The following is a 21,140-nucleotide window of genomic DNA, read 5'->3' as shown; positions in this document are numbered from 1 at the left end:
TGCTGACGGTACGACGGAACTACGACCCTAGGAGGTTCCATCGGGTTCCAGCCGGTGGGACGATGCCCGTATGGCTGCCTCCTCCGACTCCCGCACCTACGACGTCGTCCTCCTCGGCGCGACCGGCTTCACCGGCGGTCTCACCGCCGAATATCTCGCCGCACACGCCCCCGAGGGCACCCGCTGGGCCATCGCGGGCCGCAGCAAGGAGAAGCTCGAGAAGGTGCGTGAGGGCCTCGGTGCCGGGGGAGAGGACGTCGACCTGATCGTCGTCGACTCCGCCGACGAGGGCTCGCTGCGCGACATGGCCGCCCAGACCAAGGTCGTCGCGACCACGGTCGGCCCCTACCTCGAGTACGGCGGCCCGCTGGTCGCCGCCTGCGCGCAGGAAGGCACCGACTACGTCGACCTCACGGGGGAGCCGGAGTTCGTCGACCGGATGTACGTCAAGCACCAGGCCACCGCGGAGAAGACCGGCGCCCGGATCGTCCACGCGTGTGGCTTCGACTCGATCCCGCACGACCTCGGTGCCTATTTCACGATCCAGGAGCTCGCGAAGGAGGCCGGGGGCGAGGTCACCGAGCCGGTGACGATGCGCGGCGTCGTGCGCTCCAACGGCACCTTCTCCGGCGGCACCTTCCACTCCGCCCTCAACGCCTTCGCCCGCGCCAAGCAGATGCGCGACGCGAGCCAGGCCCGCAAGCGGGTCGAGCCCCGCCCGGAGGGCCGCAAGTCACGCGCGGTCGCCGGCAAGCCCGGTCGTGACAAGGCCTTGGGCTACTGGCTCGTGCCGCTGCCGACGATCGACCCCTTCATGGTCGCGCGGAGCGGCAACGCTCTGGCGTCGTACGGTCCTGACTTCCGCTACTCCCACTTCGCCGGCACCAAGACCCTGCGCTACGCCGGCGGTGGCATGGCCGGCGCTGCCGCGATCGCCCTTGCCGCGCAGGTGTCGCCGGTGCGCAACGGCCTGAAGAAGCGGGTCCCCCAGGGCAGTGGTCCGTCGAAGAGCCGCCGCGACGCGTCGTGGTTCAGCGTCGAGTTCGTCGGCGAGAGCGGCGGCACGACGGTGCGGACGAAGGTGTCCGGCGGCGACCCCGGCTACACCGAGACGGCCAAGATGCTCGCCGAGTCGGCGCTGTGCCTGGCCCTCGACGACAACCCGCCGACCGCAGGCCAGGTGACCACCGCCACCGCGATGGGCGACGCCCTGCTCGCGCGGTTGCAGGCAGCGGGCATCACGTTCGAACGGGTCTCCTGACCGGGGCTGGCCTCACCGAGGTCAGCCGGGCCTGCACGACGACGACAGTCCGGCCGCTCCCGGGTGGATGACGTTGCTGCCCGTGCCACCGTCGAGGTCGTCGATCCCAGGGCCGCCGTTGAGCGTGTCGTCCCCGTCACCGCCGAACAAGGTGTCGTCGCCGGCATTGCCGTTGACGGTGTCGTTGCCCGCCTCGCCATCGGCCCAGTCGTCACCGGGGCCGGCATGCACGGTGTCGTTTCCGTCGCAGGCATAGAGGGTGTCGGCACCGGCCGCTCCCACGATGGTGTCGTCTCCGGTGTGCCCGTCGATGAAGTCCGCGCCGATCCCGCCGTTGAGGAGGTCGCCGAGGTCGCCCCCGATGATCCGGTCGTCGCCGTCACCGCCGTACGCGCTCGCGCTCGTCGTCTGGTTGTCGATGATGATGTAGTCGTCACCGTCGTTGCCCTGAAGAGGCACGTCTCCGACCCCGTTGAGGTAGTCGTCGCCCGAGCCGCCGTTGAGAGCATCGCCCCCGAACAGGTCCTCGAGACCGTCGGCACCCGGACCGCCCTTCAGCACATCGTGTCCGATGTCGCCGTAAAGCGTGTCGGCGCCGGCCGAACCCGTCAGCAGGTCGGCGCCGGGCCCGGCGTAGAGCTGGTCGTCGCCAGGGCTGCCCGTCAGCGCGTCGATGCCATCGCCAGCGTCGATCGAGTCGTCCCCCGTGCCGCCGGTGATGGTGTCGGGTCCGGGACCCCCGAAGAGGAGATCGTCGCCGGGGTCGCCGAAGAGAATGTCGCCCGTCGGATCAGGGTCGCCCGCGTAGACCTCGTCGTTGCCGCGGCCGCCGCGGAGAGTGTCGGCACCTGACACGCCGCCGTAGACAACGTCGGCACCATCCCCTGCTCGGATGCTGTCGTCATCGGGACCGCCGTCGATGATGTCGGAGCCGCCGAGACCGCAGATGGTGTCGTTGCCGCTGCTGCCGAAGATGTTGTCCTCGCCGTCAGAACCGAGGATCACGTCGTCTCCGAAGGTTCCGTTGACGCTGCCGGACCCGATGACGGTGGGTGTCTTGCCCTCGCAGGTGGGAGCGCAGGCGAAGTCCGGTGTTGCGCTGTTGGTGGGGCTCGTGGTCGCGCTCGTGTCGAAGTCGGTCACGTTGTCGTCGGTGTCGGCCCCGCACGCGCCCCGGGACGCTTGAGCGGGAAGGGCAGCAGCGTTGATCGGGCCGGTCCCCTCCCAACCGGGAGTCACGGCGATCTGCTGCAGACCCACGGCATCGACCACCCCGTTCATCCCGGCGATGTCTCCGCTCACGGGGAGGGGAGCCGTGGTGTCGGCGAGGATCACCGTCGGACTCGGGAAGGCGTCGAGGAACGCGGCCGTGGTCAGATCGGGGCTCTGGGGGAACGCGGTCGGGTTCAGTGGGCCGCCCGCCATCTGGATCAGGAAGTGGGAGTACGCCGGCACGACTCCGACCAGCGCGGTGTTGGACGCGAAGGCCGGGAAGGCCGCGTTCGGCACGATCTGGAGGCTCCACCCGCTCAGGTCCACGGCGGCACCGGTCGGGTTGAACAGCTCGACGTAGGGGAGGTAGTGCCCATCGACCGGGGTCTGGGTGTAGATCTCGTTGATCACCACCCCGTCCGCGGTGGGATTGGCGCGCGCGGGCGGTGGACCGGCGATCGTGGGAGCGACGAGTGCCGCGGTGACCAGGGCGAGTAGCAGGGCGCGGATCCCCCAGGATCCACGCCTTGCTTGGCGACGCAACAACATCGTGACCTCCACGACTGGACGGGGGCATGCGGGGGAGAGCCGCTCGACCGGTCCGAGTAGCGGCGTCGCTATCTCGACAGTAGGCACGCGTCACGTCGCCGCGCAGCAAAACGTCTGGAGTCGGCGTCGCAGCTAGTCCTCGTCGGCCACCCAGTAGATCGCCGAACCGGTGGCCGCGAGGATGACCACGCCGGCGTCCACGGCGAAGCGGGTGGCCGGTCGCCATGAGTAGGTGGCGTCGGCCAGGCAGCCGGAGATGTTGGTGGCGAAGCGCGCACCGTTGGCGCCGAGGGTCTTGATGAAGTCTTCGGCGAACCACCGCGCGCTCTGCTGGGGCAGCAGCTCGCGGTCGTGGACGAGGTCATGCGACAGGATGTGAGCGAGGTGCTCTTCCGCCTGGTCAGCGTCGATCTCGACCCAGCCGTCCCCGAGCGGCTCGATGCCGGCGGCGCACGCCAGGTCGTCGAACTGGAGGGCGTGGTGGACCAGGGTCAACCACGTGCGGGCTGATGGTCGTCGCCGCATGACGCGCAGTACGTTCCCATCCACTTTCGACCCCCCAGGCCTGCGGCACCGTCGCCGGTGCAATGTTCAACGAAACATCGGCCGGATCGCTAGTCGGCCGCGCAGGCGGGGCGAAAATTTTCCGATTCGGGACGCAAGGATCGGCGAACCGTGATTCGGTGACTCGGTCACACGCTCCCTGTGTGCGGCGTTCCCGGGATCTCCCTCCGCTGGAAGGCACCACGTCATGGCTTCATCTCAGGCGTTGCTTCGACGCCGGCTCACTGCGCTGGTCGCAGCAGGTCCGCTGGCAGTCGCCACGCTCGCTCTCGCCGCCGGTCCCGCACAGGCGGCGACCGTCTTCATCACCCCCGCTCAGCTCGACACGAGCGAGACCCGCGCGACGGGTCACAACGACTTCGTCGCCGACGGGGTGCGGGTCTGGACCGAGGGCAACACGAGCACCGACAAGGCGGCCGGTTACTTCGCGGTCGACGTCGACCTCGCGGATGCCGGCGAGCCGGCCATGGACTCGGTGCGCAACGACCCGACGACGACCCTGCGGCCGGGCATGCAGCTCGTCATCGACTTCGACGGCAACGGCTCGCTCGACGGCCAGCTGGTCGGCGAGCCGACTTACTCCAACGGCAGCCCGCTCTACGGCGACAACTGGTGGCTGCCGGGCGGCGCCAAGCAGTTCGTCAAGGACGCCGCGCCCTCCCACGGCGGCGGCTACGGCTCGGACAACAACGGCACCCTCGACCAGTGGCGCGGGGTCTTCCCGGACGCGCACATCTTCGCGTTCGGCTGGTCGCTGGGCTCCGGCGTGCACGGTGACGACACCATCCGGTCGATGACGCTCGGCGGCTCGACCTACGAGTTCGTCGAGAACGGCGCACCCGTCGTCGTGGACGTGTCGGCCACCGCCGAGTTCGACGAGACCGTGACGATCACGCTCGAGGCCTACGACCCCGAGGGCGGTCCGGTGACCTACAAGGTCGGCAAGCCGACTAGCGGCGCGGCCAAGATGAAGGACGGCAACGCCGTCTACAACCCGAAGAACGGCTTCACGGGCGACGCCACGTTCAGCTACACGGCCACGGACAACGAGGGTCTGAGCACCACCGGCACCGTGACCGTCACCGTCAACAAGGCGGCCAGCTCACTGAGGCTGAACCACCCGACCAAGACGGCGTACGTCGTCGGCCAGGTCGTCTCCCAGGGCAAGGCCAAGGGCGGCACCGTCACCGTGTCGGAGGGTGGTGTCCCGATCGGCTCTGTCGTCGCGAAGGGCGACGCCTTCCGGATCAAGGTCACGGGCGTCGTCGCTCCGGGCGCGCACACCTTCGACGTGTCCTTCGGAGGATCGGCTCAGGCGGAGCCGTCATCCGCGTCGGTCACGCTGACCGTGCGCTAGCGAGTCCTACGACCAAACGGCCCCGGGTGCCTCGTGCACCCGGGGCCGTCACGCGTCTTCGGCACCGACGCGCTGCTCCCGCAGCGAGCAAGAGTCCTTGGAATCGGACCATGTCCGCCGATGGACTAGTTATGTCCTCTCCGGTGTCCACCACCGTGACGCCGCGCGACCTCCGCCTCGCCCGACAGCTGTCGGGCGTCGTCGTGATGGCGACGTCCGTGGTGTTCGTCGGCTGGTACTCCGGCATCGAGCAGCTGACGACCCTGGTCCCGGGGTTCGCCTCGATGAAGCCGAACACTGCACTGTGCCTGTTGCTGCTTGCCCTGCTCCCGTGGGTGGGGCGGCGAAGTCATTTCCCGGTCCTGCCGGCGGTGGTGCTGACGCTGACGTCGGTGACCGCGGTCGAGCTCGCCCTCGGCGTGCACACCTGGGTGGACCGGCTCCTGCTGGGAATCGATCTGCGGGGCATCGACCCTCAGATGGCGCCGGTGACCGCGTTCTGCCTGATCATGTTGTCGGTATCGGCCATCGCGGGCAGCTACCGACGGGATCGTCTGCTCCAGGCGACGGCGGTACTGGCCCTGTTCGCCGCCTACGTCGCGCTCATCGGGTACCTCTACGGTGCGTCGATCCTGTACGGCGTCGGGGCCTACAGCAGCATCGCCCTTCCTTCGGCCGTGTCGATCACGTTGCTCGCATCAGCCCGGCTGGTGCTGGCTCCGGGCGGGACGTGGATGGCGCTCCTGCGGGACGCGGGTCCGGCCGGGAGCATGGTGCGTTCGCTGGCGCCGTTCCTGGTCCTCGGTCCGCCGGTCCTGGGATTCCTTCGGCTCGTCGGACAACGCCGGGGCTGGTACGACACCCCGTTCGGCGTCGCGATCTTGGTGACCGTCCTGACGGTGACCTCGATGTCGCTGCTCTTCCGGACGGCTCGCCACGTGGGCGCTGCGGCACGCGCGAGGGATGAAGCCGCGCTGGACCTCGCCCACCTGAACCGGGACCTCGAACTGCGCGTGCAGGAGCAGACATCCGAGGTCGTGCGGATGTCAGCTCACCTCCGTGCGGCCTTCGCCGCCTCGCCCTTCGGTAGCGCGCTTGCGGACGCCGAGGGCCGCATCGAGCAGGTGAACGAGGAGCTGATGGCGCTCGTCGGCCGGCGTCGTGACCAGTTGGTCGGCTGCGCGGTCCAGGACCTGTTCGACGACGACCACGCCGATACCGACCGTGCGCTTCGCGAAGCGTTGGTTGCGGGGGACGGAGGCAGGTATCAGGTCGAGCGCCGGTTGCGATCGACGGACCGGGGGATCTGTTGGGTGGTCGTTCACGTCTCAGCAGTCATGATGGGGGACCAGCCGGGTGGCCTCCTCTTCAAGTTCCAGGACGTGACGCGCCGCAAGGCAGCCGAGGAGCGCGCCAACTTCCTGGCGTTCCACGACAGCCTCACCGGCCTGCCCAACCGGGCACTGCTCATGGACCGCTTGCAGCAGTCCCAGCACCAGGTCTGTCGGACCAGGCGGGGAGTGGGCGTCCTCTTCCTCGACCTCGACCGATTCAAGATCATCAACGACAGCCTCGGCCACGATGCGGGGGACCAGGTCCTCTGCGAGGTCGCGCGGCGACTGCTGGGCAATGCGAGGTCTGGTGACACGGTGGCGCGGCTGGGAGGAGATGAATTCGTGGTCGTCTGCCCCAACATGGACTCCGAGGCTGAGGTGCGCGACATCGCTCGGAAGCTGCACGCGGCTCTTGCGCTGCCCTGGGCACATGACGGACACGACGTGGTGATCAGCGCTTCCATCGGCATTGCGTTCGGGGAGGGGCACGAGGATCCGGAGTCCTTGGTCCACCGCGCGGATCAAGCCATGTACCGCGCGAAGCAGGGCGGTCGGTCGCGATACGAGGTCTTCGACGACGACCTCCGCGCTCACCTGGACGCCCGGATGGACATCGAGCTCGGACTGCGCGGTGCCGTCGAGCGAGGCGAGATCGAGACCTGGTTCCAGCCGATCGTCGAGCTGGCCACCGGCCGGCCGGTCGCCACCGAGGCGCTGGCGCGTTGGCGTCGTCCCGAGCACGGCCTGGTCCTGCCCGGCGACTTCATCACCGTCGCCGAGGAGGTCGAGCTGATCGCCGAGATCGGTGGCAGCGTGCTCGACCGAGCCTGCCTGGCCGCGGCCTGCCTGCCCGAGCACCTCTCCGTCAGCGTGAACGTGTCCGCCAAGCAATTCGTGCACGGCGACTTCCAGGCACGGGTCGCCACCGCCCTCGAGCTGTCGGGCCTGGACCCCAGCCGCTTGTGGCTCGAGCTCACCGAGGGCGCTGTGATCGAAGCCGTCGACTCCGCGGCCCGCAGCTTCCAGTCACTGCGCGCTTCCGGCGTGAAGCTGGCCATCGACGATTTCGGGATCGGCTACTCGAGCTTCGTCAGGCTCCGCCAGTTCGATGTCGACGTCTTGAAGATGGACCGGACCTTCACGGCCGGCCTCGCCGATGTCCCGCGCGATCGCGAGCTCGCCGGGACCATGATCAGCATGGGGCACGCGTTGGGCCTGGCGATCGTCGCCGAGGGCATCGAGACGACGACGCAACGCGACATCCTCGAGGAGCTCGGGTGTGACCTCGGGCAGGGCTATCTCTACTCGCGGGTCTCGCCCGTTGCGGCACCTGCCGCCTGACCGGCGACGCACTGTGACGGTCGTGTGGTGCCCCCGGCCAGAGTCGAACTGGCGACCTTTCGCTTAGGAGGCGGCTGCTCTATCCACTGAGCTACGGGGGCGGGACGCGCGGAGATGTCGAGGCAGATCCACACGTGCGGGCCTGAGCCTACCGACGGTCTTCCGGATTGCCGAAGCAGGCCAACCTGACGATATCCAGGACGCGCGCTGCTCTGCCGGTTAGCGTTTCGGGGTCCCACTCGCGCGGGTGCTCGGGGCTCGCCTCCCTCCAGGAGTGAGCATGAAGTTTCGCGCCCACCGAGCCCTCATCGCCTTCCTCGCCACGATCCTCGGTCTCGTCGCGTGGATGGCGCCCACTCGGCCAGCGGGGGCAGCCGACCCGCCCGCTGATCCGGACGTCGTGACGGCCTGCACGTCGCAGTACGTCGTGCCGGGCCAGGTGCTCTCCTGCTCGGTGACCGTGCAGAACGGCGCTCCCTACTTCAACAGCACCGTCTTCATCGAGTTCACGCCGAGCAAGGGCACGGTGTCGCCCACGGCCTGCTCGGGTACGTCGTACTGCTCGTTCTCCTACACGCCGTCCGGCGCAGGATCGAGCTCCCGCAAGGACACCCTGGTCGTCAACTACTCAGGTGACGCCAACCACGCACCGTCGACCAACCCCTTCGTCCTGCACGTCGTCAAGGAGATCCCGGCGCCGATCACCTACTCCTGCGGTACGCCGACGATCGAAGGCCGGTCGGTCGCCTGCACGGCCGCGCTGAGCGACCCCAACGCCGTGGGCACGGTCACCTTCAGCGCGTCGACCAGGAAGGGGACGCTGTCGACCACGAGCTGCGGCATCAACTCGGTCATCCACACCTGCGCCACGACCTACACCCCTCTGGGCAAGGGCACCAAGGGGCGCAAGGACAAGGTGACGGCGAGCTACACGGGCGACCCCTGGTACGCCGACGCGAAGCTCAAGGCCGTCGTCAAGGTGGACCCGAAGCCGGTGCCGGCCGGTGGCTTCTCCTGCTCGCCGAACCCTGCCGTCCCTGGGCAGTACGTGACCTGCGAGGTCGGGGTCACGGGCGACCCGTCGCCCACGGGTTTCATCACTCCGTCGGTCTCGTCGAACAAGGGCACCGTCACCCCGGCCACGTGCAATGTGGAGGACTACTTCTACTGCGTCTTCTACTACCAAGCGTCGGGCACCGGCACGAACACGCGCGCGGACAAGGTGACCTTCAGCTACACCGGTGACGCCAACTGGGCCCCGACGGAGATCGTGGCCAGCATCGGCGTCAGAAGCCCGTGAGGAGCAGCCAACAGCTTGTCGACATCGTCGACCTGACGGACCTCGACCGATTCGTCGACGGATTCCCCTACGGGGTGTTCGCGCGGCTGCGGCGGGAGGCGCCGGTGTGGTGGCACCCGCCGACCGAGCACACGCCCGGCGGCGAGGGCTTCTGGGTCGTCACGCGGTACGACGACGTGGTTGTTGCCGGCAACGACGGCACCACCTTCTCCTCCGACGGCACGAGCGTGCGGGAGGGCGGCGGGACGCTGATCGAGGACCTCCCGGCGGGCCTGGCGCCCGGCACGATGCTCAACATGACGGATGCCCCACGGCACCCGAAGTTCCGGAAGCTCTTCCACGGCAACGTCGCTCCGCGGATCCTGCGCGGGATCGAGGACGACCTGCGCGAGCGGTCGAGCCGGATCGTCGACGCTGCGCTGGCGAAGGGGGAGTGCGACTTCCTCATCGACGTCGCTGCCGAGCTCCCGCTCCAGGCGGTGTCCCAGTTGCTCGGCGTCCCGCAGGAGGACCGGCACCAGCTCTTCGCGTGGGCGACCGCGACGCTCGACTACTCCGACCGCGACCTCGGTCAGGCGAGCGAGGTCAGCCAGCGCGCGGCTGCCGAGATGTACGCCTACGGCGCCGAGCTCCTCGAGCGGAAGCGGCTGGAGCCCGGCGACGACCTGCTCTCGGTCGCCGCGACGGCGACCATCGACGGCGAGCCGCTCGCGCCGATGGAGCAGCAGATGATGTTCAGCCTGATGGTGGCCGCCGGCAGTGAGACCACGCGCAACGCGATCGCGGGCGGGATACTGGCCTTCGTCGAGAGACCCGACCTCTGGGCCGACCTGGCCGGCGACCCGGAGCTGCTCGGTCCCGCGATCGAGGAGATGCTGCGGTGGAGCTCGCCGACGCCGTACAACCGCCGGACGGCGACGCGCGACACCGAGCTCGGGGGCGTCACTATCCGCTCGGGGGAGAAGGTCACGCTGTGGTGGGCGTCGGCCAACCGCGACGAGGCGATGTTCGCCGAGCCGGACTCCTTCGACATCCGCCGCACGCCCAACCCGCACGTCGCGTTCGGCCGCGGCCCGCACTTCTGCCTCGGCGCGGGCCTGGCGCGGATGGAGATGCGCGTCCTCTTCGAGGCGCTGCTCGCCCGGGTCGGCAGCTTCGAGGTGACCGGTCCGGTCGACCGGGTCCGTTCCAACAAGCACACGGGCATCCGGCACCTGCCGATGCGGCTGGAAGCACGATGAGCACCCCGACGATCAGCCAGCAGTACGTCGCCGCGGTCAACGCCGCCGACCTCGACACCCTCCTCGCACTCTTCGCGGCGGACGCGGTGCTCGAGCACCCGATGGGCACCTTCGCGACGTCGGAAGAGCGCGGGCGGTTCTACAGCGAGGTCGTCTTCGCTGGCAGGGCGCAGACCACGATCGTCTCGACCAGTCGTGACGGCGACCGCGAATGGGTCGAGATCGAGGCCATCAGCCCGCTCGGTGAGCCGGGCAACAAGGTCCACGCCGCCGATCTCTTCGAGCTCGACGAGGCCGGTCGGATCCGGCGGCTGGCCATCTACTACCGCTGACGCTCAGCCGCAGGTCGAGACGTTCAATTCGTGATTGACAGGTTCGCCGTTCACAATGGAAGGAACGACCGGTCGGGGGTCCGGGCTTGGGCGGCCCTCGTACCGTGAATGCGCGACGGAGCCAGGAGCCATTGCGCTGCCCCAGCCGCGACAGCCCAGCCAGGTGACACTTTGACGGACATCCCCGAGGACGACACCTTCATCGGTGACCCCGAGAGCGGCCGCAAGGGCCGCGTTCGGCGCGTCAAGGCGTCCGTGACCAACCGCCAGGTGGCCGGCAAGCGGCGCCTGCGCAAGCGGCACACGGTGGCCAAGGTCATCACCTCGGCACTCCTCGTCCTCGGTACTGCGACGGCCACGACCGTCGTGATGATCTACCACAACTGGAACTCCAACCTCAACCACGTCGACCTCACCAAGCAGCTCCCGGGTGATGAGCGGCCGCCGAAACCTGAGGTCGAGGGACCCAAGGAGCCGCTCAACATCTTGGTGATGGGCTCCGACACCCGCGACTGCGACGGGTGCAACATCGACGGACTCACCGGCGACGGCGAGCGGTCGGACACGACGATCCTGCTGCACCTGTCGGCGGACCGAAAGCGCGCCTATGGCGTCAGCATCCCGCGCGACACCCTGGTCGACCGTCCGGCCTGCTACGGCGAAGACGGCAAGGTGATCGATGACGGTGCGACCGACACGATCTGGAACGAAGCCTTCTCCGTCGGGGGTGCCGCGTGCACGATCCGCCAGTTCGAGAAGGCGTCCCACGTACGCATCGACAACTACATCGTCATCGACTTCCAGGGCTTCAAGGACATGGTCAACGCCCTCGACGGCGTCGAGGTCTGCATCCCCGAGGACATCGACGACACCGAGCACGGCATCACGCTCGAGGCCGGCACGCGTGAGATCAAGGGCACCGAGGCGCTGAGCTACGTCCGGGTCCGCCACGTCGGCGACGGCACCGATCCGCAGCGGATCCGGCGACAGCAGGCCTTCATGGCGGCCATGATCAACAAGGCGATCTCCGGCGGGATGCTGGTCCGGCCCGACCGTCTGGTGAAGTTCCTCAACGCGGTCACCGGTTCGATCCAGACCGACTACGACAACATCGCGCAGCTGGCCGACCTCGGTCAGGGCTTCGCGGGCATCGGCCTCGACAACATCAAGTTCGTCACGACGCCGTGGTTCTACTCCACCGCTCAGGTCGGCCGAGTGGAGTGGATGCAGCCCGCGGTCACCGAGCTCTGGAAGCTGGTGCGCGACGACAAGCCGCTCACGAAGCAGTTCACCGAGCAGGCGATCAGCGCGTCCGACAACCCCGACGGCACGCCGACCCCGCCGAGCGAGGGCCAGACCGGCAACGGTGGCAAGGGCAACAACGGCAACGGCGACGGTGGCCTGTCGGAGTCCGAGCGCGAGAACGCAGGTCTGTGCACGTGAGCGACGAGAAGGCCGCCCGCAAGGAGACCGACTGGGAGCGCCGCCGGCGGCTCGCAGAGGTCTTCGGTGACGGCCTGCCCGACGTCACGAGCGACGAGCGCGACCCGGGCGAGAAGTCCGGTCGGAGCGAGTCGGCGACCGACCGGTGGCTGAAATCGCAAGTGCCGCCTCACCACGGAGGGTGAAGCGGCACTCTGCTGAGGTCGGGCTGAGATCGGCTGATCAGGCCTTCGCGGCCAGCGAGTCGCGGATCTCCTTGAGGAGGTCGATCTCCGTCGGGCCGCTGACCTCGGCGGGGAAGAACTTCTCCTTGGCCTGGGTGTAGGGCACCACGACGAGGAAGTAGACGACGGCCGCGAGGATCACGAACGCGATCACCGCATTGATGAAGAGGCCGACGTTGACGTCGGCGATGTCTGCCGTGGCGAAGTCGGGCTGGTCGAAGACCTTGCCGATGAAGCCCATGAGTGTGTCGGTGAACGTCTTGACCACCGCGGCGAACGACGTCGCCATGATGAACGCGACGGCAAGGTCGACGAGGTTGCCGCGCAGCAGGAAGCTCTTGAACCCGGACATGTGTGGTTTCTCCTCTTTCCGAGACGATTTCCCTACCCCCCGGTAGGGACCACGACGACGCTATCGGTTGCTCCACGCGTAAGTCACGAAGGCCGTCACCCCGGCCGCGGTGACCTCAGCCACCGCGTCGGTGGGGACGCCCAGCACCACGAGGCGCCCGGTCAGGGCGCCGGCGTCGTCGGCGTGCACCGGCGGTACGGCGAGCACGCCCACCCGCGCCACCAGGACCTCCGTCGTACCCGCCTCCGGGTCCGTGGCCAGCAGGTCGACCCGGTCGCCGGGGGCGAGGAGTGCCACCTGGGCGGCGTCCGAGAGCCGGACCGGAGTGGCGACCGTGCCGACGGCCGCATCCACCAGGGCGGGACCGACCAGCCGGACGTCGGTCAGCGGCTCGCCTGTGCGCAGCGGGGACGCGAGCGTCCTGCCCACTGCCTCGGTCAGTGCACCTCGTGGTGCGACATCGGAGGGCACGTCGCGCAGCTCGAGGTCGTCGTCGGCGAGGACGGCGCCCGCCGGGACGTCGTGGGCGGCGACGAGCACCTCGACCGAGGGCGGCTCGGGCGGTGCGGCAACGTGCAGCGCGGCAGCCGCTGCGCCCGCGACGCACAGGGCGGCGAGCGGCCGTCGGCGGCGCAGCACGGCTCGACGGAGTCCGGTCAGGCGGTCGCGCAACTGGTCCATGCCCCGACGCTAGGAGCGGGCGGGGTCGGCCCGCGCCCCCGGCGCGGGTTGTCCACAGGCGGCTAGGCGGAAGCCGGCGCCGGGGTGGACGACGAGCTCGACGAGCTGGAGGAGCTGGACGACTCGGAGCTGGACGAGCTCGAGGAGGAGGTCGACGACGGGGTGGAGCTGCTCGTCGAGGTCTCGCTCGCGGAGCTCTTGCCGCGGCTGTCGGTGCGGTAGAAGCCCGAGCCCTTGAAGACCACGCCGACGGCATTGAAGAGCTTGCGCAGCCGGCCGTCGCACTCGGGGCACTCGGTCAGGGCGTCGTCGGAGAAGCTCTGGACCTGCTCGAAGGCGTGCCCGCACTCGGTGCAGGCGTACTGGTAAGTGGGCATTCGAACTCCGCGTGATCTAGCACTCTCGTGTTTCGACTGCCAATCGTACGCGAGAGGACCAGCAACCGGCACAATGACGACCACCATGACCGCTGCCACTCGCCGCTTGAGCAACTGGCCGGCACCGCTTCGCTGGACGACGTACCTCGCCGTGCTGCTCGTCCTCGCCCTGGTGCTGCTGACCATCGCGTCGGTCACCGTCGTGCGCCGCTCCTGGCCGCAGACCGACGGTGAGATCGAGATCCCGGGCCTGCAGGGGGAGGTGGCCGTGATGCGCGACGACCACGGGATCCCGCAGATCTACGCGGACTCGATGCACGACCTGATGCTGGCGCAGGGGTTCGTGCACGCGCAGGACCGCTTCTTCGAGATGGACGTACGGCGCCACGCCACGGCCGGTCGTCTCAGCGAGATGTTCGGCGAGGACGCCCTCGAGACCGACGAGGTCGTCCGCACGCTGGGCTGGCGCCAGGTGGCGGAGAAGGAGCTGACGCTCCTCCAGCCGGCCACGCGCGACCTGCTCGACGCCTACGCCGAGGGCGTCAACGCCTACCTCGCCGACCGGGCACTGTCCGAGATCTCCCTCGAGTACGCCCTTCTCGACCTGTCCGGCCTCGACTACAACACCGAGGACTGGACGGCCGTCGACTCGATCGCCTGGCTCAAGGCGATGGCCTGGGACCTCAAGGGCAACCTCGAGGAGGAGATCGACCGCGCCCTCTCGATCGCTGCGGTCGGAGGGGCGCGGGCGGCGCAGCTGTTCCCGCCGTACCCCTTCGACGAGCACCCGCCGATCGTCGAGGAGGGCGCGATCGTCCACGGGGTCTTCCAGCAGGAGGCCTCCACCACCCGGCTCCCGCGGCCGCCGCTGGGCAGCGATGTGCGGGAGGTGCTGGCCGGTGTGCGCGAGACCGTCGACGCGATGCCGGCCCTGCTCGGCAAGGGCGACGGCATCGGCAGCAACGCGTGGGCCGTGAGCGGCGACCTGACCGCGAGCGGCGCGCCGATCCTCGCCAATGATCCGCACCTCGGCATCTCGCTCCCGGGTGTCTGGACCCAGGTCGGGCTGCACTGCCGCGAGATCACCTCCGCGTGCCCGCTCGACGTCGCGGGCTTCAGCTTCTCCGGCGTGCCCGGCGTGGTGATCGGCCACAACGCCGACATCGCCTGGGGCTTCACCAACCTCGGCCCCGACACCACCGACCTGTTCGTCGAGCGGGTGAGCGGCGACCGCTGGCAGCACGCCGGCCGGAGCCGCCCGATGGTGGTGCGCGAGGAGACCATCAAGGTCCGTGGTGGCGACGACGTCACCCTCCGCGTGCGCTCGACCGCGCACGGCCCGTTGCTGTCCGACGTCAGCGGCGACCTCGGTGACCTGGTCGACGATGCCGGCGCTGCGGGCGTCGCCGACGACGACCCGGAGGAGTGGGACCACGCGGTCGCGCTGGCGTGGACCGCACTTCGCCCGCGGCCGACCGCCGACGCCCTCTACGCGCTCAACCTCGCAACGGACTGGACGTCCTTCCGCGCTGCGCTCGCCGACTTCGCCGCGCCTGGCCAAAACGTCGTCTACGCCGACACCGAGGGCCACATCGGCTACCAGGCGACCGGTCGCATCCCGATCCGCCGGACGGGCAACGACGGGCTGGTCCCGTCAGCCGGCTGGCTCCCCGAGAACGACTGGACCGGCCACTACATCCCGTACGACGCCCTGCCCAGCGTCCTCGATCCCGACTCCGGGATGGTGGTGACCGCCAACCAGGCGGTGGTGGATGACACGAGCGGCTACCCCTATTACCTCACCGACGACTGGGACCGCGGCTACCGCTCGGCCCGGATCGGCGAACTGCTCGACGACCGTGACGGGCTGACCGTCGACGACATGTCGGACATCCAGAACGACAACCGCAATCCCATGGCGGAGGTCCTGACGCCGTACCTCCTCGACATCGACCTGCCGGCCGGCTACTTCTCCGACGGCCAGGCGCTGCTGCGTGACTGGGACTTCGTGCAGGACGCCGACAGCGGGGCTGCGGCCTACTTCAACGTGGTGTGGCGCGAGCTCCTCGAGCGCACCTTCGACGACGAGCTGCCCGACGACATCCGACCCGACGGCGGCGACCGGTGGTTCGAGGTCGTCACCGACCTGCTGACCCGGCCCGGCGATCTCTGGTGGGACGACGTCGAGACCGAGGACGTGGTCGAGACCCGCGACGACGTGCTCGATGCGTCGCTCCAGGCAGCTCGGGACGTGCTGACCGCCCGACAGTCACCCGACGCCGACGAGTGGAGCTGGGGCGAGCTGCACGGGCTCGAGCTGCGGTCGTCCACCCTGGGGGAGAGCGGCATCGGCCCGATCGAGGCGCTCTTCAACCGCGGACCGTGGGCCGTCGGTGGCGGTGGGGCCATCCCCAACGCGACCGGCTGGGACGCCGACGAGGGCTACGACGTCGTCTGGGCGCCGTCGATGCGGATGATCATCCCGCTCGACGACCTCGATGCGGCCCGCTGGATCAACCTGACCGGCGAGTCCGGCCACGCGTTCCACGACAACTACACCGACCAGACCGATCTCTACGTGCGCGGCGAGACCCTGCCGTGGGTGTTCACGGAGTCCGAGGTCGACGACGCGACCGAGCACGAGCTCACGCTCACGCCCTCTGATGGTTGAGGTGCGAGCGCAGCGAGCCTCGAAACCAAGGCGTCAGCCGAAGCGCGTGATGCCGTCGGGCGTCGCGGCTGCCGTGACGGGGCGGTCGTGCGGCTCGGTCGGCACGTCGCGATCGACCTCGTCGGCATAGAGGAGCACGCAGGTGAAGGTGCCGACCGGCACCCGCCCGAGCGCGCGGTCGTAGGAGCCGCCGCCGCGGCCGAGCCGCCGGCCGCTGGTCGACACGGCCAGGCCGGGCAGGAGCACGACGTCGGCGGTCGCGACCGCGTCGGGACCCAGGCGCGGGCTCATCGGCTCGAGCAGGCCACGTCCGGCGGGCGCGAGCGACGTCGGGCCGTGGTAAACCGCCCAGTCGAGATCGTTGTCCGGAAGGAGAACCGGCAGGACCACCCGCTTGCCCTCGGCGACCAGCAGGTCGAGCAGCTCGGTGGTGCCGGGCTCGGTGCCGACGGAGACGTAGCAGGCGACGGTCGCCGCTCGCCGTACCTCGTGATCGGCGAGCAGGTGCGCCGCGATCTCGCGTGCCGCTTCGCCCACCTCGGTGAGGGGGCGGCGCTTCCGCGAGGCCAGCACCTGGTCGCGCAGCGCGAGCTTCGCCAGCGCAGTGTTACCGACCGGTTCTGGGATCGATTGCTGGCTCGGCACCGGACCAGCCTACGATCGCAGCATGGGTAGTGTCGGTTTGGAGATGGCTCGCGCCAAGATGGTCGGCGCGGGTGTCGATCCCGTTGCGATCGAGACGTTCGCGCACTACTACCGCCTGCTGGAGCACGGCGAGACGGGGCTGATCCCGGAGTCGAGCATCGAGCCGGTCCAGATCGAGGCGCTGGCCGACGTCCAGGTCCCCGACGACGTCGCCGCCGAGGCGCTGCGCCGCACCGCGATCGTCAAGCTCAACGGTGGTCTCGGCACGTCGATGGGCATGGACCGGGCGAAGTCGTTGCTCTGCGTGCGCCGCGGGCTGTCCTTCCTCGACATCATCGCCCGCCAGGTGCTGCACCTGCGCAAGAAGTACGACGCCCCGCTGCCGCTGATCTTCATGAACAGCTTCCGCACCTCGGCCGACACCCTCGAGGCGCTCGCGCGCTACGAGGACCTCGCCGTCGCGGGCCTGCCGCTCGACTTCCTGCAGAACAAGGAGCCCAAGCTCCTCGCCGCCGACCTCACGCCGGCGAGCTTCCCCAAGGACCCTGAGCTCGAGTGGTGTCCGCCGGGCCACGGCGACGTCTACACCGCGATCCGCGGCAGCGGCGTGCTGAAGCAGCTGATCGATCAGGGCTTCCGCTACGTCTTCATCTCCAACTCCGACAACCTCGGCGCGGTGCCCGCGCCGGAGGTGGCGGGGTGGTTCGCGCAGAGTGGTGCGCCGTTCGCGATCGAGGCGGTGCGTCGTACTCCTTCGGACAAGAAGGGCGGCCACTTCGCCCGCCGCAAGGCCGACGGCCGACTCGTGCTCCGTGAGACCGCGCAGACCGCGCCCGGTGACCTCGAGGCTCTCGCTGACCTCGACCGGCACCGCTACACCTCGACCAACAACCTCTGGATCGACCTCCAGGCGCTGGCCGCGACGCTCGACGCGCGCGACGGCGTCCTCGGGCTGCCGATGATCCGCAACGAGAAGACGGTCGACCCGGGCGATTCCAAGACGCCCAAGGTGATCCAGATCGAGTCGGCCATGGGCGCGGCCATCGAGGTCTTCGAAGGTGCCACGCTCATCGAGGTCGGGCGCGACCGGTTCGTGCCGGTCAAGACGACCAACGACCTGCTCGTGCTGCGCTCCGACGTCTACGAGATCGGCTCGGACTTCGTGCTCGACATGGTCGCCGCCGACGTCCCCTACGTCGACCTCGACCCCCACCACTACAAGCTGGTGGGTGAGTTCGACCAGCGCTTCCCCGAGGGCGCGCCCTCGATGGCGAAGGCGACCTCGCTGAAGGTCGACGGCGACTGGACCTTCGGCCACGGCGTCCAGATCGTCGGAGCAGTCGAGCTCGAGGCCGCCACGGCGCAGCGCGTCCCGGCCGGTGAGGTCCTCTCCGGCACTGATGGCTGAGTCGGTCCCGGTCGAGGACCACCTCGCGCGGGTCCTCGCCCTCGTCACGCCGCTGGCGCCGGTCACCGTGCCGACGGCCGATGCGATGGGGCTGGTGAGCGCCGCCGATGTCACGGCGCCGACCGCCCTGCCGCGCTTCGACCACGCCGCGATGGACGGGTACGCCGTCCGGGCCGCTGACGTCTCCGCGCCGGTCAGCCTTCCCGTTGCCGGGGTGGTCGCTGCGGGCGACGCGTCGCTGCCCTCACTCACTCCCGGGACCGCCTGGCGGATCATGACCGGCGCCCCGGTGCCCTCGGGTGCCGATGCCGTCGTGCCTTTCGAGTGGACCGACCGCGGGGTCGATGTCGTGGCGATCGGGCAGACGGTCGCCACTGGCCGCCACATCCGTCGCGCGGGCGAGGACGTCGTGGCCGGATCCGTGGTCGTCGCTACCGGTGCACTCCTTGCGCCTGCTCACCTGGCACTGATCGCCGGGGTCGGGGTGGGCTCGGTGTCGGTGCATCCCGCCCCACGTGTCGCAGTCATCGCGACCGGTGCCGAACTCGTCGTCGGCGGGGCGAGCGGGGCCGGCGAGGTGTCCGACAGCAACACCGTGGCGATCTCGGCCGCCGCGGCGGCCGCAGGTGCGACCGTCCAGGCCTTCGGGCCGGTGCCCGACGCCCCGGCCGCGCTGCTCGAGCAGGTCCTGGCTGCCGCCGAGCTCGCCGACCTGGTCGTCACCACCGGTGGTATCTCAGCGGGGGACCACGACGTGGTGAAGGCGGCGCTGCGCGGTCGCGACGGCTTCTGGTTCGGAGGCGTCGCCGTGAAGCCTGGTCGTCCGCAGGGTTGCGGACTGATCCTCGCCTCTGACGGTCGGCGAGTGCCGGTCCTCTGCCTCCCCGGCACCCCGGTCGCGGCGTACTCCTCCTTCCGGCTCTTCGCCGAGCCGGCCCTGCGCGCCCTTGCAGGTCGCGTTCCGCGGTCGTCGGCACGCGCGGTGCTCGACGCTCCGGTCGACGTCGCGAGCGACCGGACCCTGGTCCTCCCCGCCGTGCAGGTCGGTCCCGGCCGCGTCGCGCAGTTGCCTGGCCACGTCGGCCACTCGCAGCGACTCCTGGCTGCGGCTGACGTGCTCCTGGTCATGCCACCCGGCGACGCTCCGGTGCCGGCCGGCGCCGAGGTCGAGATCCTCCCGCTCGGGTGATGGGAACATAGTCCACATGACTGAGCCACGGGGGCTGACCCACGTCGACGAGTCGGGCGCGGCCCGGATGGTCGACGTCTCGGAGAAGGCGGTCACGGTGCGGACGGCGTCCGCGTCGGGGCGGGTGCTCGTGTCGTCCGAGGTCGTCGCACTGCTGCGGGGCGAGGGCGTGCCGAAGGGCGATGCCCTCGCGGTCGCGCGGATCGCGGGGATCATGGGCGCGAAGCGCACGCCCGACCTGATCCCGCTGTGCCACCCGCTCGCGCTCTCCGGGGTGACCGTCGACCTCACCGTCGCCGACGACGCTGTCGAGATCCTCGCGACGGTCCGCACCAGCGACCGCACCGGCGTCGAGATGGAGGCGCTCACCGCGGTCTCGGTCGCGGCGCTCACCGTCATCGACATGGTCAAGGCCGTCGACAAGGGCGCCGTGATCACCGATGTGCGCGTCGAGACGAAGACCGGCGGGAAGTCCGGGGACTGGTCGCGATGAAGGCAGTGGTCGTCGTCGCCTCGAACCGGGCTGCGGCCGGGGTCTACGAGGACACGACCGGCCCGCTCATCGTCGCGGCCCTGCAGGAGCTGGGCTTCGCAGTCGAGGCCCCGGTGGTTCGACCCGACGGCGAGCCGGTGGGCACGGCGATCGCCGAGGCCGTCGCCGGCGGGGCGCGCGTGGTGCTCACCACGGGGGGCACCGGCCTGACGCCGACCGACCGGACCCCGGAGGTGACGGCGCCGCTGCTCGACCGCGAGGTGCCCGGCATCGCCGAGGCGATCCGGGCCGCCGGTGTCGCCAAGGGCGTGCCGACGGCTGCGCTCTCCCGGGGGCTCGCTGGTGTCGCGGGTGCCTGTCTGGTCGTCAACCTCCCCGGATCGCGCGGTGGGGTGAAGGACGCGCTCGCCGTGCTCGCGCCGGTGCTCGTGCACGCGGTCGAGCAGATCGTGGGGAGCGACCATTGAGCCCCGACGACCGGCTGCGCCGCCTCGCCCGCGAGCGGATGATCGTCTCGAGCGAGGGGCGGGCCTGGCCCAACCAGCTGATGTCGGGCACCGACCCGGTGGTCACGCTGCGGCCGATCCGGCGCTCCGACGCGCGTGCCTGGCGTGACACCCGCCGCCGCAACCTGGCCTGGCTCTCGCAGTGGGACGCCACCGTCCCGCCCGGTGGCGAAGGGCGGCCGACCACCTTCCCCGCTCTCGTGCGTCGGTTGACCCGAGCGGCGCGGCGAGGGACGACGTACCCCTTCGTGCTCGAGGTCGACGGACACTTCGCCGGCCAGGTGAGTGTCAACAACATCGTGCGTGGCTCCGCGCAGTTCGCGTCGATCGGCTACTGGATCGACCAGAAGTACGCCGGCCGCGGCGTCATGCCGCGAGCCGTCGCGATGGCGGTCGACCACTGCTTCTTCAACGCCAAGCTGCACCGGCTCGAGATCTGCATCCGGCCCGAGAACTCCAACTCGCTGCGCGTCGTCGAGAAGCTCGGCATCCGCGAGGTCGGCTACGCGCCGGGCTTCCTGCACATCGACGGCGGCTGGCGCGACCACCGCATCTTCGCCATCACCAAGGAGGAGGCCCCCAAGGGCCTGCTGGCCCGGCTCGAGGAGTGGGGCGGCGACGCATCCGCGAACGGATGAACACCACCAGTCACACGGGTCA

20 protein-coding genes and 1 tRNA gene are annotated in these 21,140 nt (G+C 69.8%); 14 read left to right on the top strand and 7 right to left on the bottom strand.

All coding sequences use genetic code 11. From position 1 onward, the window contains the following. Nucleotides 1-70 precede the first annotated feature (70 nt). The gene (locus F0U44_RS13155; protein ID WP_149728713.1) at nucleotides 71-1,261 is read left to right on the top strand and encodes a saccharopine dehydrogenase family protein; all 1,191 of its coding nucleotides are present in this window, start codon (nucleotides 71-73) and stop codon (nucleotides 1,259-1,261) included. 21 nt (nucleotides 1,262-1,282) lie between these two features. Here F0U44_RS13155 and F0U44_RS13150 read toward each other — a convergent pair whose 3' ends face one another. Both F0U44_RS13150 and F0U44_RS13145 read right to left on the bottom strand, forming a co-directional pair. Further along, on the bottom strand, nucleotides 1,283-3,022 hold the full coding sequence (locus F0U44_RS13150; RefSeq protein ID WP_149728712.1) for a lamin tail domain-containing protein: 1,740 nt from the start codon (nucleotides 3,020-3,022) through the stop codon (nucleotides 1,283-1,285). Nucleotides 3,023-3,154: 132 nt separating this feature from the next. Next, nucleotides 3,155-3,571: a hypothetical protein gene (locus F0U44_RS13145; protein ID WP_149728711.1), complete on the bottom strand. Its 417-nt coding sequence runs from the start codon at nucleotides 3,569-3,571 to the stop codon at nucleotides 3,155-3,157. Between the two features lie 202 nt (nucleotides 3,572-3,773). On the opposite strand from F0U44_RS13145, the gene F0U44_RS13140 reads away from it, so the two are divergent. Both F0U44_RS13140 and F0U44_RS13135 read left to right on the top strand, forming a co-directional pair. After that, entirely contained in the window at nucleotides 3,774-4,943 is a 1,170-nt protein-coding gene (locus F0U44_RS13140) for an Ig-like domain-containing protein (RefSeq protein WP_149728710.1), read from the top strand. 143 nt (nucleotides 4,944-5,086) lie between these two features. Further along, the gene (locus F0U44_RS13135; RefSeq protein ID WP_188113468.1) at nucleotides 5,087-7,618 is read left to right on the top strand and encodes a putative bifunctional diguanylate cyclase/phosphodiesterase; all 2,532 of its coding nucleotides are present in this window, start codon (nucleotides 5,087-5,089) and stop codon (nucleotides 7,616-7,618) included. A gap of 25 nt (nucleotides 7,619-7,643) precedes the next feature. Here F0U44_RS13135 and F0U44_RS13130 read toward each other — a convergent pair. After that, nucleotides 7,644-7,719, bottom strand: a tRNA-Arg gene (locus F0U44_RS13130). A 179-nt stretch (nucleotides 7,720-7,898) separates the two neighbouring features. Here F0U44_RS13130 and F0U44_RS13125 point away from each other — a divergent pair. The 5 genes from F0U44_RS13125 to F0U44_RS13105 all read left to right on the top strand — a co-directional run bounded on the left by F0U44_RS13125 (nucleotide 7,899) and on the right by F0U44_RS13105 (nucleotide 12,119). After that, nucleotides 7,899-8,918: a hypothetical protein gene (locus tag F0U44_RS13125; protein WP_149728708.1), complete on the top strand. Its 1,020-nt coding sequence runs from the start codon at nucleotides 7,899-7,901 to the stop codon at nucleotides 8,916-8,918. Beyond that, nucleotides 8,915-10,159 carry a cytochrome P450 gene (locus F0U44_RS13120; protein WP_149728707.1) on the top strand — a complete coding sequence of 415 codons (1,245 nt, stop codon included), beginning with the start codon at nucleotides 8,915-8,917 and terminating at the stop codon, nucleotides 10,157-10,159. The genes F0U44_RS13125 and F0U44_RS13120 overlap by 4 nt, the downstream gene beginning before the upstream one ends. After that, a complete protein-coding gene (locus F0U44_RS13115) occupies nucleotides 10,156-10,491 on the top strand; it encodes a nuclear transport factor 2 family protein (protein WP_149728706.1) in 336 nt (111 codons plus the stop codon). The genes F0U44_RS13120 and F0U44_RS13115 overlap by 4 nt, the downstream gene beginning before the upstream one ends. A gap of 171 nt (nucleotides 10,492-10,662) precedes the next feature. Beyond that, nucleotides 10,663-11,934: an LCP family protein gene (locus F0U44_RS13110; protein WP_246160443.1), complete on the top strand. Its 1,272-nt coding sequence runs from the start codon at nucleotides 10,663-10,665 to the stop codon at nucleotides 11,932-11,934. Beyond that, nucleotides 11,931-12,119, top strand: coding sequence for a hypothetical protein (locus F0U44_RS13105; protein WP_149728704.1), 189 nt, complete (start codon nucleotides 11,931-11,933; stop codon nucleotides 12,117-12,119). Before F0U44_RS13110 ends, F0U44_RS13105 begins: the two co-directional genes overlap by 4 nt. Nucleotides 12,120-12,156: 37 nt before the next feature. Here the strand turns inward: F0U44_RS13105 and F0U44_RS13100 are convergent, their stop codons facing one another. The 3 genes from F0U44_RS13100 to F0U44_RS13090 all read right to left on the bottom strand — a co-directional run bounded on the left by F0U44_RS13100 (nucleotide 12,157) and on the right by F0U44_RS13090 (nucleotide 13,568). After that, on the bottom strand, nucleotides 12,157-12,510 hold the full coding sequence (locus F0U44_RS13100) for an MscL family protein (RefSeq protein WP_149728703.1): 354 nt from the start codon (nucleotides 12,508-12,510) through the stop codon (nucleotides 12,157-12,159). Nucleotides 12,511-12,570: 60 nt separating this feature from the next. Next, nucleotides 12,571-13,191, bottom strand: a complete 621-nt coding sequence (locus F0U44_RS13095; RefSeq protein WP_149728702.1) for an SAF domain-containing protein — start codon at nucleotides 13,189-13,191, stop codon at nucleotides 12,571-12,573. Between the two features lie 62 nt (nucleotides 13,192-13,253). Beyond that, complete coding sequence (locus tag F0U44_RS13090) at nucleotides 13,254-13,568, bottom strand: FmdB family zinc ribbon protein (protein WP_149728701.1); 315 nt, start codon at nucleotides 13,566-13,568, stop codon at nucleotides 13,254-13,256. Between the two features lie 85 nt (nucleotides 13,569-13,653). Between F0U44_RS13090 and F0U44_RS13085 the strand changes: the two genes are divergently transcribed. Then, nucleotides 13,654-16,239 carry a penicillin acylase family protein gene (locus F0U44_RS13085; RefSeq protein ID WP_149728700.1) on the top strand — a complete coding sequence of 862 codons (2,586 nt, stop codon included), beginning with the start codon at nucleotides 13,654-13,656 and terminating at the stop codon, nucleotides 16,237-16,239. Nucleotides 16,240-16,272: 33 nt separating this feature from the next. Here the strand turns inward: F0U44_RS13085 and F0U44_RS13080 are convergent, their stop codons facing one another. Continuing rightward, nucleotides 16,273-16,884, bottom strand: a complete 612-nt coding sequence (locus tag F0U44_RS13080; RefSeq protein ID WP_246160442.1) for a 5-formyltetrahydrofolate cyclo-ligase — start codon at nucleotides 16,882-16,884, stop codon at nucleotides 16,273-16,275. Between the two features lie 22 nt (nucleotides 16,885-16,906). Between F0U44_RS13080 and F0U44_RS13075 the strand changes: the two genes are divergently transcribed. Genes F0U44_RS13075 through F0U44_RS13055 form a run of 5 tightly spaced genes read left to right on the top strand, consistent with a single transcriptional unit; the run spans nucleotide 16,907 to nucleotide 21,118 of the window. After that, nucleotides 16,907-18,292, top strand: a complete 1,386-nt coding sequence (locus tag F0U44_RS13075) for a UTP--glucose-1-phosphate uridylyltransferase (protein WP_149728699.1) — start codon at nucleotides 16,907-16,909, stop codon at nucleotides 18,290-18,292. Beyond that, nucleotides 18,285-19,481, top strand: coding sequence for a molybdopterin molybdotransferase MoeA (locus F0U44_RS13070; protein WP_149728698.1), 1,197 nt, complete (start codon nucleotides 18,285-18,287; stop codon nucleotides 19,479-19,481). Before F0U44_RS13075 ends, F0U44_RS13070 begins: the two co-directional genes overlap by 8 nt. A 16-nt stretch (nucleotides 19,482-19,497) precedes the next feature. After that, the gene (moaC, locus tag F0U44_RS13065) at nucleotides 19,498-19,974 is read left to right on the top strand and encodes a cyclic pyranopterin monophosphate synthase MoaC (protein WP_149728697.1); all 477 of its coding nucleotides are present in this window, start codon (nucleotides 19,498-19,500) and stop codon (nucleotides 19,972-19,974) included. Then, nucleotides 19,971-20,441: a MogA/MoaB family molybdenum cofactor biosynthesis protein gene (locus F0U44_RS13060; RefSeq protein WP_149728696.1), complete on the top strand. Its 471-nt coding sequence runs from the start codon at nucleotides 19,971-19,973 to the stop codon at nucleotides 20,439-20,441. The genes moaC and F0U44_RS13060 overlap by 4 nt, the downstream gene beginning before the upstream one ends. Then, nucleotides 20,438-21,118 carry a GNAT family N-acetyltransferase gene (locus F0U44_RS13055; RefSeq protein WP_246160441.1) on the top strand — a complete coding sequence of 227 codons (681 nt, stop codon included), beginning with the start codon at nucleotides 20,438-20,440 and terminating at the stop codon, nucleotides 21,116-21,118. The genes F0U44_RS13060 and F0U44_RS13055 overlap by 4 nt, the downstream gene beginning before the upstream one ends. The last annotated feature ends 22 nt before the right edge of the window (nucleotides 21,119-21,140 follow it).

Origin of the sequence: Nocardioides humilatus (assembly GCF_008373755.1) — a bacterium.
Lineage (GTDB): Bacteria > Actinomycetota > Actinomycetes > Propionibacteriales > Nocardioidaceae > Nocardioides > Nocardioides humilatus.
This window is presented reverse-complemented; position numbering and strand designations above follow the sequence as displayed.